Origin of the sequence: Shimia sp. MIT910701 (assembly GCF_047126315.1) — a bacterium.
Lineage (GTDB): Bacteria > Pseudomonadota > Alphaproteobacteria > Rhodobacterales > Rhodobacteraceae > Shimia.
Genome location: NZ_CP138953.1, coordinates 4,519,035 through 4,532,408 on the forward strand (window position 1 = coordinate 4,519,035; position 13,374 = coordinate 4,532,408).

Annotated in this window: 12 protein-coding genes; 11 read left to right on the forward strand and 1 reads right to left on the reverse strand. The window is 58.9% G+C overall.

All coding sequences use genetic code 11. The features are described 5' to 3' along the window. Positions 1–90 precede the first annotated feature (90 nt). The 3 genes from SIB38_RS22220 (at position 91) to SIB38_RS22230 (ending at position 2,958) form a co-directional block, all read left to right on the forward strand. Positions 91–1,050, forward strand: coding sequence for a TRAP transporter substrate-binding protein (locus tag SIB38_RS22220; protein WP_294119507.1), 960 nt, complete (start codon positions 91–93; stop codon positions 1,048–1,050). 78 nt (positions 1,051–1,128) lie between these two features. Continuing rightward, entirely contained in the window at positions 1,129–1,653 is a 525-nt protein-coding gene (locus SIB38_RS22225) for a TRAP transporter small permease (RefSeq protein ID WP_412551059.1), read from the forward strand. 3 nt (positions 1,654–1,656) lie between these two features. After that, positions 1,657–2,958 (forward strand): TRAP transporter large permease, encoded by a 1,302-nt coding sequence (locus SIB38_RS22230; RefSeq protein WP_294119509.1) that lies wholly within the window; start codon positions 1,657–1,659, stop codon positions 2,956–2,958. On the opposite strand, the gene SIB38_RS22235 is transcribed toward SIB38_RS22230, so the two are convergent. Beyond that, on the reverse strand, positions 2,955–3,461 hold the full coding sequence (locus SIB38_RS22235) for a winged helix DNA-binding protein (protein ID WP_299428334.1): 507 nt from the start codon (positions 3,459–3,461) through the stop codon (positions 2,955–2,957). The genes SIB38_RS22230 and SIB38_RS22235 overlap by 4 nt on opposite strands. A 244-nt stretch (positions 3,462–3,705) precedes the next feature. On the opposite strand from SIB38_RS22235, the gene SIB38_RS22240 reads away from it, so the two are divergent. The 8 genes from SIB38_RS22240 to SIB38_RS22275 all read left to right on the forward strand — a co-directional run bounded on the left by SIB38_RS22240 (position 3,706) and on the right by SIB38_RS22275 (position 13,227). Continuing rightward, complete coding sequence (locus SIB38_RS22240; RefSeq protein ID WP_412551060.1) at positions 3,706–4,959, forward strand: ABC transporter substrate-binding protein; 1,254 nt, start codon at positions 3,706–3,708, stop codon at positions 4,957–4,959. Then, complete coding sequence (locus SIB38_RS22245; RefSeq protein ID WP_294119512.1) at positions 4,956–6,989, forward strand: ATP-binding protein; 2,034 nt, start codon at positions 4,956–4,958, stop codon at positions 6,987–6,989. The genes SIB38_RS22240 and SIB38_RS22245 overlap by 4 nt, the downstream gene beginning before the upstream one ends. Further along, positions 6,961–8,205, forward strand: coding sequence for a sigma-54-dependent transcriptional regulator (locus SIB38_RS22250; RefSeq protein ID WP_412551061.1), 1,245 nt, complete (start codon positions 6,961–6,963; stop codon positions 8,203–8,205). Before SIB38_RS22245 ends, SIB38_RS22250 begins: the two co-directional genes overlap by 29 nt. 157 nt (positions 8,206–8,362) lie before the next feature. Further along, entirely contained in the window at positions 8,363–8,764 is a 402-nt protein-coding gene (locus SIB38_RS22255; protein ID WP_412551062.1) for a hypothetical protein, read from the forward strand. A gap of 12 nt (positions 8,765–8,776) precedes the next feature. Beyond that, a complete protein-coding gene (locus SIB38_RS22260) occupies positions 8,777–9,688 on the forward strand; it encodes an ABC transporter substrate-binding protein (protein WP_412552075.1) in 912 nt (303 codons plus the stop codon). Between the two features lie 106 nt (positions 9,689–9,794). Further along, a complete protein-coding gene (locus SIB38_RS22265; RefSeq protein WP_412551063.1) occupies positions 9,795–11,546 on the forward strand; it encodes an ABC transporter permease in 1,752 nt (583 codons plus the stop codon). Between the two features lie 20 nt (positions 11,547–11,566). Further along, positions 11,567–12,628 (forward strand): ABC transporter ATP-binding protein, encoded by a 1,062-nt coding sequence (locus SIB38_RS22270; RefSeq protein WP_412551064.1) that lies wholly within the window; start codon positions 11,567–11,569, stop codon positions 12,626–12,628. Continuing rightward, on the forward strand, positions 12,625–13,227 hold the full coding sequence (locus SIB38_RS22275) for a histidine phosphatase family protein (protein WP_412551065.1): 603 nt from the start codon (positions 12,625–12,627) through the stop codon (positions 13,225–13,227). The genes SIB38_RS22270 and SIB38_RS22275 overlap by 4 nt, the downstream gene beginning before the upstream one ends. Positions 13,228–13,374: the final 147 nt, after the last annotated feature.

The following is a 13,374-nucleotide window of genomic DNA, read 5'->3' on the forward strand; positions in this document are numbered from 1 at the left end:
CAACTTTATTGTTGCTTTATGTTTATAACGCTGACAATTTGTCAACGTTATGTGATTGTAAGAATCAAGAAAACGAACAGGGAGCAACCTATGAAACATGTAATCGCCTTTTCGGCGGCGCTGGCCTGCGCCGCGCCTGCATTTGCTGATGCCTGGGACATGCCGACGCCTTATGGCGACAGCACCTTCCACACCCAGAACATCGCGCAATTTGCCGATGATGTGCGTGAAGCCACCAATGGCGATCTGGACATCACCCTGCACAGTGCCGGCTCGCTGATCCCACATGCGGAGATTAAAAACGCCGTGCGCTCACGTCAGGTGCCTGCTGGTGAGTTCTTCCTGTCCCGCCTGTCCAACGAAGACCTGGCCTATGGCATCGACAGCCAGCCGCTGGTGGCGACCTCTTACGACGAAGCCAAGAAGCTCTGGGATGCGCAGAAGCCGGTTGTGACTGAACTGCTGGCCGAGCAAGGTCTGGTGCCGCTGTTCTCCGTGCCATGGCCTGCGCAGGGTCTCTACACGAACGGTGAGATTGCCACTGTGGACGACCTGAACGGTCTGCGGTTCCGCGCTTATAACGCGGCGTTAGAAGAGTTTGCCACGCTGGCTGGTGCCGCGCCGGTGCAGGTTGAGGCTTCCAACATTCCGCAGGCGTTCTCCACCGGTCAGGTACAGGCGATGATCACCTCACCGTCCACTGGCGTGAACTCCACCGCGTGGGATTTTGTGACCCACTACAGCCCAATCAACGCCTGGGTGCCAAAGAACATCGTGGTTGTGAACCAGCGTGTGTTTGACAAGCTGAGCGATGATACCAAAGCGGCCGTTCTGGCTGCAGCGGCCACGGCGGAAACCCGCGGCTGGGAGATGTCTGCAGCGGAAGCTGAGGCGAAAACTGCCGAGCTCGCAGCAAACGGCATTACCGTTTACGAGCCAAGCGCAGAACTGGTCGAAGGCCTGCAGGGCATCGGCACCAAAATGCTGGACAACTGGAAAGCCAATGCGTCTGACGCCGCGCTGTCGATCCTGACCACGTACCAGCAATAACCACCACTCACGAGAGACCGGCGACACCCCGTGCCGCCGGTCTTTTTGTGCCACCAAACCGATGGGGAGAGGTTTGTCATGCGCCGAATTCTAAACGCAACCTACAAGGCCGCAGGGATGCTCAGCGCCTTTCTGATCCTGGCGATATGCCTGTTGATCAGTGCGCAGATTGTGCTCAACGGTATGGGCCGTTTGATGCCCGGCGTGTTGCCCTCAACCATTCCGTCCTATGCAGATTTCGCAGGCTTTATGCTCGCAGGCGCCACCTTCCTGGCCATGGCTTACACATTGCGCTCAGGCGGGCACATCCGCGTGAACCTAGTGGTGCAACGCCTGTCTCCCCGCGTTGTACTGATCGCCGAATTCCTCGCCCTCACCGTCGCCAGCGTCTTTGTTGGTTACGCGCTCTACTTCAGCGGCGCGCTGGTGCTGGAAAGCCTGTACTACGGCGATGTGTCCAACGGCATCATCCCCGTGCCGCTTTGGCTGCCACAATCCGCCATGACCTTTGGCATGGGGCTCTTGTTGATCGCCCTGCTGCACTCATTGGTCGACCTGATCACCACCGGCACCTCGGTGCTCAACACCCCAGATGAGGTCTAAGCCATGGCTGATCCGTTGATTGCTCTGATCCTTTTGGGTCTTTTGTTGGTTTGTCTCGCCGCGGGCCTATGGGTGGCAATTTCGCTGGGCGTGGTCGCGCTTGTGGCGCTGTTGGCCTTTTCTAACGCTCCGGCTGGACTGGTGCTGGCGACAACCTTCTGGGGACACTCCCACAGCTGGGCGCTGACCGCCCTGCCCTTGTTTATCCTGATGGGAGAAATCCTGTTACGCTCGCGCCTGAGCAACGACATGTTCTCCGGTCTAGCCCCTTGGCTGGGCCGCGCGCCGGGACGGCTTTTGCATGTGAACGTCTTTGGCTGCGCTATCTTTGCCGCCGTGTCTGGCTCTTCTGCTGCCACAGCCGCCACGATTGGCCGGATGTCCGTGCCCGAGCTGACCGAGCGCGGCTATCCACAAAGCCTGATCCTAGGCACATTGGCGGGTTCGGCCACGCTGGGCCTTTTGATCCCGCCGTCGATCATCCTGATCGTCTATGGGGTGGCCACGGAGCAATCCATTGCCCGCCTGTTCATTGCGGGGGTGTTGCCGGGCGTGATGCTGATCACCCTCTTCGCAGGCTATGTGGCCGTGCGCGCCTGGATGAACCCGGAATTGATCCCACAAGAGGCCAAACAGTTCAGCTTTGCAGAGCGCATCAAAGCCTCCCGCAATCTGATCCCGGTGGCTCTCCTGATCATTGGCGTTATTGGCTCCATCTATACAGGTTTGGCATCTCCTACAGACGCAGCCGCCTTGGGCGTGGTTCTGGCAACATTGCTTGCATGGCTCTCCGGCGGGTTTAGCTGGAAGCTGTTCATGGATGCGCTGCTGTCTGCCACGCGCACCTCCTGCATGATTGCCTTTATCCTGCTTGGCGCGGCTTACTTGTCTGTGGCGATGGGCTTCACCGGCCTGCCTCGCAACCTCGCGACCTGGATTGCTGAGATGAACCTCTCTGCGCCTATGTTGCTCTTGGCGCTGACCATCTTCTTCATCATCCTTGGCTGCTTCCTGGACGGGATTTCAGTGGTGGTGCTGACCACCTCCATCATCATGCCAATGATCGCCGCCGTTGGCATCGACCCGCTGTGGTTTGGCATCTACCTCGTGATCGTGGTGGAGATGAGCCAGATCACCCCACCGGTGGGCTTCAACCTGTTTGTCATCCAAGGCATGACCGGCATCAACATCCTTGAGGTGGCCAAAGCGGCCTTCCCCTTCTTCCTGTTGTTGCTCGTTGGTGTGGGTCTGATCGCGGTGTTCCCGCAGATCGTGACCTACCTGCCCGAACTGATGAGCCGCTAAAGCGAGGCGGCGGCCCGGCTGGCCTGATCATATTGGCCGGACAACAAACGCAGACTGGAGGCGATGTCGCGCATGTCGTCTCCGGTCATATCCAAACGCGACAGCCCTTCGACAAAACAGCGATCGCGCACGGTGCGATAGTCTTCACATAGCGCAATCCCAGCCTCAGACGGGCGATAGAACACTTCTTTGCCGCGTTTCTCGGATTCAATCAGCCCCATTTTCAACAGCTTCTTGAGCGCGTAGTTGACGGTGTGGCTGTCCTCGATATTCAGTAGAAAACCAATATCTGTCAGACGCTTATCCCGATCCCGATGATTGAGGTTGTGCAGCACCAGAATCTCCAGCGGCGTCATATCGGCATTGCCCGCCGCCGCCATGCAGCGGGTCATCCAGCGCGAAAAAGCATTGTAGGCAATGATCATGCCGTATTCGACTTCCGAGGCTTCCCAACCGTCGCCTTCAGCAAGGTGGCGAGAGGAGACAATGCGTCGTTTTTCCATGGTTTGACCTCATCATATCGGTAAATTGCCAGCGTGTTTTCAGCGTACACGACCTATTGCCTGACATGCAAATGCGCAGTTTCTTTGAATTTTTCCCAACGATAGACGCACCTCACGCGGCCGGTTGCCAGCCCAAGATCGCACGTTATGCTGCCACGACACGCACTTTTGGCCTGTATTGGGAGCCGAAGCGGACGTGTTAGGGGGAGACTAGGTGAGACTTTCGGGAACACAATGGCGAGGTATGCGAAGCGGCAAGACCGCTTTGGCCGCGCTGGTGGTGAGCCTTCTGGGCACGCAACTCTATGCCCAACAGCTCCGGGTTTTGACCTCCATGCCACCCGGTTTTTATCAGCCGTTTGTGGCCGCGTTTTCCAAGCAGCATCCCGACGTGGACGTCATCACGCTCAACAAAAATACCAACGCCTCGGTGGATGAAATCCTGCGCGGCAACGAGCGGCAATTTGATGTGTTCTGGTCCTCCTCACCGGAAGCCTTTGAGTTGCTGCAACAGAACGGGCATCTGGCGGCTTTACCAGCCACCGGTGCACCCGATGTGCATTCTTTTGCGTATTCGGCCCTGGGGTGGACCCAAAAACAAAGCCGCGCAGCTGCGGCCTCCGCAGGTTGGGATGCGCTCTTGGCACCGGAAAACGCGGGTGCAATTGCCATGGCCCGTCCTTCACGGTCGGGGTCCACGCATATGGTGCTGGAACGTTCCTTGCAGGTGCGCGGCTGGCAGGAGGGTTGGGCCTATTTGCTGGAACTCGCGGGCAATCTTAGCACCATCACCGCGCGCAGCTTCACTGTCCTGGATGGCGTGGCAAACGGGCGGTTTGACATAGGGCTGACCATCGATTTTCTCGCCCATTCTCGCGCGGACGAAGATCTGAGTTTTGTCTATGGAACGCCGGTCATGGTCACCACCGCCCGCATTGCGGTACTGGCGGATGGCAAGACACCGGAACAGGCCCGGGCCTTTGTGGACTTTGTGATCTCTGACGCGGGGCAGCGGCTGTTAATGACGCCGGAGATTGCGCGCACGCCACATGCGGCGCATATCCGGGCTGAGGCCACGGCACCCTATCATCAGGTGCTGGAAGATGCGCTGACATTGAACTGGCTGGAGTATGATGCGGCGCTTGCGAGTGAACGGTATTGGGCGGTGAACGCGCTGTTTGATGCTTTTGTGTTTGAGATGTTTGACACGCGCCGGGAGGCGTGGCGCAGGCTGCGGGCGCTAGAAGCCGAACAGGCGGCGCCTACCGTGGCAATGCATGACATTCGCCGGCTGCTGACCACCATGCCAATTGCAGAGGACGCTGTGGGCAACGAGGGGCGGGCGACGAATGCCAATGCCTTTGCCACATTGTCTGAGCGGCAAGAGGCCAGTTTGCAGGAGTGGCGCGCGGCGTCGCAGGCTTTGCTGAGCGAGGCGGGCCGCTTGCTGCGGGTGTTGGAAGCGGAACGGGCCAACGCCTTGGTGCGCGACGAATGAGACTGCCCCCTGTTTTGACCCGCGCGTCGGTGTGGAACCGACTGCTACTCACGATCTCTGGCATCATCCTGACGGTGTGGCTGGTGCTGGCGGTGTCGATCCTGTTTTTCCTGAAGGCGCAGCGCGATTATGCGGCGATTGCGTCTGAGCAAATCCCGGCACTGGCGGCAGTGAGTGCATTGGCGGAGTATTCGGCGCAGCTGTCCACTGTGGCGACGCAGATTGTGGGGCAAAGCGGGACGCCGGACATGGCGGCGCAATTGGAGTTGGGAGAGATTGTTTCTGGTCTGACGGCCAGTCTCACCCCGATTTCACAGACAGAAGGCACTGGAGAGGCGCCGGAGATTGTTGCGCGTGTGAGTGAAGGACTGTCGGAGATCCAGAGGCTGCAGGGGGCGATTGGGCAGTCGGAGCGTGAGATGGGCGCGCAGCTCAATACGCTGCGGTGGTTGAATGCGGATGTGCAGGATGAGGTCGACCCGCTGCTGAGTGACTTTGCCTTCAACATTTCCATTGCCATGAGCAGTCTGGTGACCAGTGCGGACCCGGATTTTCGTGCACGGCAGGCGCGGTTGATCGAAAACGAAGGCCAACAGCGCGATACCGTGCGGCGACTGGGGGACAGCACAGCCAATACCGTGACGTTGATTTTTCAGGCGGCGGTGGCGGAAAACCGGCAGCGGCTGGCGCAGTTACAAGGGCTGACGGACGATGCCTTGGTGCGCATTGCTGGTCTTCGGACCCAGCTTGACGACAAGCCCGAACTGACCACTCTCCGGCAATCTGTGGAAGCCTTGGTGCCAGTTGCGACCAGCGAGACCGGCGTGTTTCGCTTGCGACTGGCGTGGCTGGACGCGCAAGCCGATATGCTTGCAAGCCTAGCGGCGCTGCAAACCGACCTGGGCAATTTGCAACTTGTGCTGTCGGCTGCGGGTCAAGAGCAGCGGGCGCGGATTTTGGCTCAGACTGAGCGGTCGCGGCAGGACACAACCTTGGCCATCAGGTGGTTGATTGGCCTAACCGCGCTGGCGGCGATGATCGGGTTTGGCGTGTTGTTTGGCTATATCCGGACCGGGATTGTGCGCCCGCTGCGGCGGATGACCAAACGGTTGAGTGACATCGCGCAGGGTCAGAACCTAATGCTGCCACCCAACAAAGAAGACGATGAAATTGTGCAACTGTCCGTGGCGATTTCCGAGTTTGAACGCTCCATTCAAACCCGCGATGCGGCGCTGATGTCCCTGGAAACCGAAGTGCAGGAACGCCGGCGCGCCGTTGAGACCCTCAAACAAACGCAGATGGAATTGATCCAGGCAGGGAAGATGGCCGCACTGGGACAGATGTCGGCCGGGATTGCGCATGAACTGAACCAGCCGCTAGCCGCAATGCAGCACCGTTTGCAATTGCTGGAAGACTATGTGACCGAAGGCGATGCCGAGATGACCGCGCGGCAACTGGCCCGTCTGGACGGTCTGATTGATCGCATGACCCGCACGATCGCCTACCTGCGCAATTTTGCACGGCGCTCCGAATTCAGTGAGGACAGGCTGCCTCTGGATGAACTGGTGAGTGACTCTCTGGCGCTCTTGAAAGCACGCATCACGCAGGAGGCCACCGAGATCACGGTGGCGAACGACCTGCCCCAGTTGACTGTGATTGGCGACAAAATTCTGATCGAACAGGTGCTGGTCAACATCCTGTCCAACGCTCTGGACGCCACCCAGCAAGCAGAGCGGCCCGGCCAGATCTCCATCAGCGCGCAATTGATCGACAACGCCGTGCATCTCGCGGTGCGCGACAATGGTGCCGGGTTTGACCTGATCCCTGCCGCCGAAGCGCTGGACCCTTTTGTGACCACCAAGGAGGTTGGAAAGGGGCTGGGACTGGGCTTGTCGATTTCCTACAACATCATGAAAGACCTGAACGGCGACTTGCAACTGAGCCCCAACACGGATGGGCCGGGTGCAACGGCAACGCTTGTTCTACGCACAGGGGGAGCAGATGCAGCCGCAGATAATCTTGGTGGATGACGACGACGATCTGCGCGAGGCGGTTCTGGACACCTTTGAAAAACACAAACTGGCCGCGAAAGGCTTTGCCCGCGCAGCGGATGCGTTGGAAGCTTTGGACCCCGAATGGCCAGGAGTGGTGCTCAGCGACATTCGCATGCCCGGCATGGACGGGCTGGCCTTTCAAGAAGAGGTCAAACGGCTTGCGCCGGATGTGCCTGTGATCCTGTTCACCGGCCACGGGGATGTGCCGGTAGCAGTGCAGGCGATGCGCAACGGGGCCTTTGAGTTCTTGGAAAAACCGGTGCATCCGGATCACCTGCATCAAGTGGTTTTGCGGGCCTTGAAAATGCGCAGTCTTCAGGTGGAGTTGACCAACCTGCAACATAAGACCCGCGATACGCTGCCGTTGGACGAACGGCTTGTGGGGCGCTCCAAAGTCATGCGGTTTGTGCGGCGAGACCTGCAGGCGGTGGCGCCTTTGCAAGTGGATGTGTTGTTGTGGGGGCAGGACGGCACCGGCAAGACCGCCGCCGCGCGGGCGATCCACGATTTGTCACCCAATGCCGGCGGTGCATTTGTTGTGGTGAACTGTTCCGCCGTGTCGCAAGACACCATTGAGCGCACGTTGTTTGAGGACGGCGGCGCGGTGGCGCGGGCATCAGGCGGCACGCTACATTTGCAGGACGTGGAAGCCCTGTCCGATCAACTGCAGGCGCAGTTGCTGCGGATTTTTGACAGCGCCGATGCGCCGCGCGTTGTGGCCTCTGTCAGTCAGAAGCCGGAGGAACTGCTCGCCGAGGGCAAGCTGCGCAGCGATTTGCTGTACCGGATCAATGTGGCCCAGATTGAAATGCCGCCGCTCAAAGAACGTGGACGGGATGTGTTTGTCCTGCTGGATCATTTCATTCAGCGCGCCGCCGCGCGCCATGGAAAATCCCAAAAGGCGTTGCCGGTGCCGGATCTGGATGCACTTGGCAAATACACCTGGCCTGGCAACGTGCGGGAATTGCGCAACGTGGCTGAAAAGCTGGTGGTGGGCTTGACCGTGCGTTTGGACGAACGGGCCTCGGCGGCTGTCACGGAAACCTATGACGAGGCCATGCTGCGACACGAACGCGAGCTGCTCAGCAACGCACTGATTCAAAGTGGTGGACGCAAGGCGGCGGCGGCAGAGTTGCTCGGCATCCCGCGCAAACGGCTTTACCTGCGCCTGAAGTACTGCGGCATCGACTAAAAACCGGTCAAATTTGACACAATTTCACGTGTCAAAATTGACCCAAACCCACAATCAAAACGGTTTCGAAATCATCCGTTGAGCCTTTTGAGATTGGCTCGCTAGGGTTTGGCCATTGTTGGGCTATACTTGTGTGGCCCATCCATGGGAGGAAAATATGAAACGAACTTTTCGCGCATCTGTGGCCGCTCTGGCCCTGAGCTCCGCATCCGCAGCCTTTGCGGCGGACAAGGTGGTTGTGGTCACCTCGTTCCCCAACTCGATGACCGGCCCAATTGAGGCGGCCTTTGAAGCGGCCAACCCGGGCATTGATCTGGAGATCCTGAACAAGAAGACCTCCGCAGGTGTGAAATACATTCAAGAGATTTCGGACGCCAACACGGCGGACATCTTCTGGGCTTCCGCGCCTGACGCATTTGAAGTTCTCAAAGGCGACGGGCTGCTGGCCTCTGTCGAGATCAACTCTGACGGCATCCCGGAGAAAATCGGCGCCTATCCGATGAACGATCCAGACGGCAAATACTACGGCTTTGCTGCTGCCGGTTACGGCATCATGTGAAACGAACGTTACCTGAAGGCCAAGAAACTGGAGCCCGCCAAGAACTGGGCAGACCTGAAAGACGCGGCTTATCACGGCCACGTCGGCATGTCCGCGCCTTCCCGTTCCGGCACCACCCACCTGACTGTGGAAACAGTTCTGCAGGGCGAAGGCTGGGACAAGGGCTGGTCCGAATGGAAATGGATCGCTGGCAACTTCTCCACCGTGACCGAGCGCTCCTTTGGCGTGCCGGATGGGGTGAACACCGGCAACTTTGGCCTTGGCATCGTGATCGACTTCTTTGGCTTCAGCTCCAAAGCCTCCGGCTTCCCAGTGGACTTCTCCTATCCTGAAGTGACCGCGCTGGTGCCGGCCAACATCGGTGTGGTGAGCAACGCGCCAAACGAGGCAGCAGCAAAGACCTTTGTTGAGTACCTGCTGACGCCGGAAGGCCAAGAAGTGCTGCTGGACCCGGCGATCATGCGTCTGCCCATCAATCCGGCGACCTACGCAAACGCACCAGAAGGCTTCCCGAACCCATTTGAGGACGGCTCGATCGGGGCGGCGGTGAAATTTGACGTGGCCAAATCCGGTGCGCGCTACAATCTGGTGAACTCCATGTTTGACGTGATGATCACCTACCGCCTGGACGACCTGCGGGCCGCCGTGGGCGCGGTGCAACAAGCCGAAGCCAAACACGCCGGTGGCGACAATGCCGAGGCCAAAGCTCTGATTACTGAAGCCCGTGCCTTGATTGATGCCAACCCGATTGACGAAGCCAAGTCTCTGGACGCGGATTTCGCGGGCATCTTCACCAAAAAGCGCAAAAAAGCCTCTGACACTGTTGGCGAACGCCAGGCAGAAGTTGAGCAGCAGTGGGACGCCATGGTGGTGGAAAACTACCGCAAAGCCAAAGAGCTGGCGGACAAAGCTGCCGCGATGTAACGGCACCTCACCGAGGCGGCGCGCTGCCGCCTCGTTTCCCACGCTTTGGTGCAGGTCACTCCCCGGCACCAAAGCCACTCTCCTCTAAATTCTCGGGTAATTTCCCATGTCGAATGCCTCGCCGCACTCCAACGGCGGTCCGTCTCTGCTTGACCGTCTTCCGGCGTCGATCTTTCCGCGCGTGTCCGGGCTTCATGCCGCCGCGCTGATCATTGCCATCCTGCTGATCGGCCTGCTGATCATTCCCGTCCTTCAGGTGATCTACGTTGCCTTTCTGGACCCAAACACCGGCGCGCTGACGCTGCAAAACTTTGTGGACTTCTTCCGCACATCGCTGTTCCGCGAAAGCTTCTGGAACTCATTTTACGTTTCCGCCATGTCCGTGGTGGTCGCCACCGTCATCGCCCTGCCGCTGGCCTATATCACCACCCGCTTTAACTTTGCCGGTTCCGTGGTGATCCAAAGTCTGGGTTTCATCCCGCTGATCATGCCGCCGTTTGTAGGCGCCGTGGCGATGCAGTTGATTTTTGGCCGCAACGGCACGCTCAACCTGCTGATGGAAGAGAAATTCGGCATCAACATCCCCTTCATGGAGGGATTAAACGGCGTCATTCTGGTGCAGTCGATCCACTACTTCCCGTTTATCCTGATCAACCTCTCCACCAGCCTGCGCAACATCGACCGCTCGATGGAAGAGGCCGCACAGAACCTCGGCTCCCAAGGCATGCGCCTGTTCCGCCGAATTGTGTTTCCTCTGGCCATGCCGGGCTACATCGCAGGCGCCGCGCTGGTGTTCATCAAGGTGTTTGACGATCTTGGCACACCGCTGCTGCTCAACGTGAACAACATGCTTGCACCTCAGGCCTTCCTGCGGATCAGCTCGATCGGGATCAGCGATCCGATGGGTTATGTGATCAGCTTCATCCTGGTGGCCTTCTCGATCTTCTCGCTTTGGGCGTCCTTCCTGGTGATGCGCGGCAAAGATTATTCCACCGTGCAAAAAGGCGGCGGGGGCCTGTCCAAGCGTGACCTGCGCACCGGTGAAAAAGTCGCAGCCTATGCGGTGGTTGGCCTGATCCTGTTGCTGGTGCTCAGCCCGCACATCGGCCTGACTCTGCTCAGCTTTGCCACCATCTGGAGCTTTGCGCCGCTTCCGGACGGGTTCACCATCCAGAACTACATCGTGATGTGGGAGAACTCGAAGCAGTTCATTGCCAACACGGTGATCTATGCAGGTATCGCAGCTGTGCTGGACGTGATCATTGGCACAGCCATTGCCTATATCGTGATCCGCACCGGCATCTGGGGGCGCAAGTCGCTGGACTATCTCGCCACCGCCGCGCTGGCTGTGCCGGGTGTGGTGTTGGGCATAGGCTACCTGCGGGTGTTCCATTCCATCGACATCCCATTCACCGACAAACCGATGGCCAGCTGGTGGGTGATCATTGCACTTGCCCTGATGATCCGGCGTCTGCCTTATGCTCTACGGGCCTGTACTGCTGCCTTGCAACAGGTATCGCTGGCGCTGGAAGAAGCCGCGGAAAGCCTTGGCGCGACCAAAAGCTCCACCATCCGCCGGATTGTGATCCCGTTGATGTCGGGCGGCATTCTCGCGGGCTTTGTGACCTCCTTTGCCACTGCGGCGGTGGAACTCTCTGCCACCATCATGCTGGTGAGCTCGGAAAGTGACGCGCCGCTGGCCTATGGCATCTACCTCTTCATGCAAAAGCCGTCCGGACGTGGCGCTGGCGCAGCCCTTGGTGTGGTTGCGGTCATCATCGTCGGCCTCGGCACCTTCCTGTCGCAGCTGATGATTGAGCGCGACAAGAAATTCAAATCCACGGATCAGTCGCACTAAACGTGCGGGAGTATAGAACTATGACAAATCAAATGGTCGGAATTGAAATCAACGATCTGCACCTCTCCTTTGGAGACACCGAGGTGTTGACCGGGGTGAACCTCGACATTCAACCGGGCGAGTTCTTCGCCTTCCTTGGGCCCTCCGGCTCTGGCAAATCCACCCTGCTGCGCTCGATTGCGGGCTTCGGCCCGACCCCACGTGGCAGCATCCGCATTGGCGGGCGCGATGTGGTCAGCTTGCCACCGTGGAAACGCAATGTCGGCATGGTGTTCCAGTCCTATGCGCTGTGGCCGCATATGTCGGTGCGAGACAACGTCGGCTTTGGCCTCAAAGAACGCAAAGTGCCCAGCACCGAAATTGCCCCGCGTGTAGACGCCGCGCTGGAGCTTGTCGGGTTGAGCCATTTGGCGGATCGCATGCCCAACCAGCTCTCCGGTGGCCAGCAACAACGGATCGCTTTGGCCCGCACCGTGGTGGTGGAACCTGAGGTTCTGCTGCTGGATGAGCCGCTGTCCAATCTGGATGCCAGCCTTCGGGTGCAGATGCGCCGGGAACTTCTAGCATTGCAGCGCAAACTTGGCCTGACCACCATCTTTGTGACCCACGATCAGGAAGAGGCCAATACCACCGCCGATCGCATGGCGGTGCTCGACAAAGGCGTGATCCAGCAAATTGGCACCCCGCAAGAACTCTATGACACCCCGCAAAACCTGTTTGTGGCGGAGTTTCTTGGCACGGCCAATATTCTTGGGGGACAGGTCGAAACCGACGGTAGCGCCAAGCTCTTCCGCACCAGCGCGGGCGATGTGCTGCCTCTGAGCGACGGTCACGCTGGTGCAGGCTCCATTGTGCTGCGACCACAGAACATGCAGATCGTCGATCAAGCAGGCGCTGACACCCTGCCTGGCACCATCCTGCACCGCGAGTTCATGGGCAGTCAGGTGCGCTACATCGTGCGCACCTCCGGCACGGAAATGATTGTCGATCAGTTCCACCATGTGGGCCATGATTGGCGCGACACCGGAAGCGACGTGCACCTCAAGGTCAACACCAACGAAGCGGTGATTGTGGCCTCATGAGCTTTCGCTACACCGGCCCACGCCTGCTCCTGTTGCGCCACGGCGAAACGGAATGGAACCGGCAGGGCCGGCTTCAGGGCCGCAAAAACTCTCCGCTCACGGACCTGGGGCGGGCGCAAGCCCGCCAACAGGGGGAGATCCTCAAGCAAATCAGCAGCATCGAGTGTTTCGATGCCGTTTGCAGTCCGTTGGGGCGGGCACAGGAAACAGCTCGGATCGCGCTTTCCGCTGTTGGCAAACTTCCGCGTTTGGAGGCACGTGTTGCCGAAATCAACGCAGGAGACTGGGAAGCCAAAACCTTTGGTGAGATCTGTGGGTCCGCCCCCAGTTTTCACGACAAAGACCTGATGCGGCTGTTTTTGACCGCGCCAAATGGCGAGGGTTTCGACGCTTTGCGCGCGCGGTGTGTAGCGTTTCTGTCTGACCTGGAGCAGCCAACCATTGTCGTGTCGCACTCCGTAACGCTTTGTATGATCCGTGGCCTGCTTCGCGACCTGGGCCGGACAGAGATCGAAGCCCTGGATCGTCCTCAAGGGGCGGTTTATGAGGTGGCGGCCGGTGTGGAGACGCTGTGGTCGGCAATATCAGCACGTGTCTAGAGGATAGTATTGTCTCGTGAGATCTACGTACAAGTACGAATATACGCTCAAAAAGGCCTTAGCGGACGGTGACGCACCTATCGCCACCAAAGGGCATTCATCCTATTGCGATGTCACTGCTACTATAGAGGACTTATTTTTGGTTGC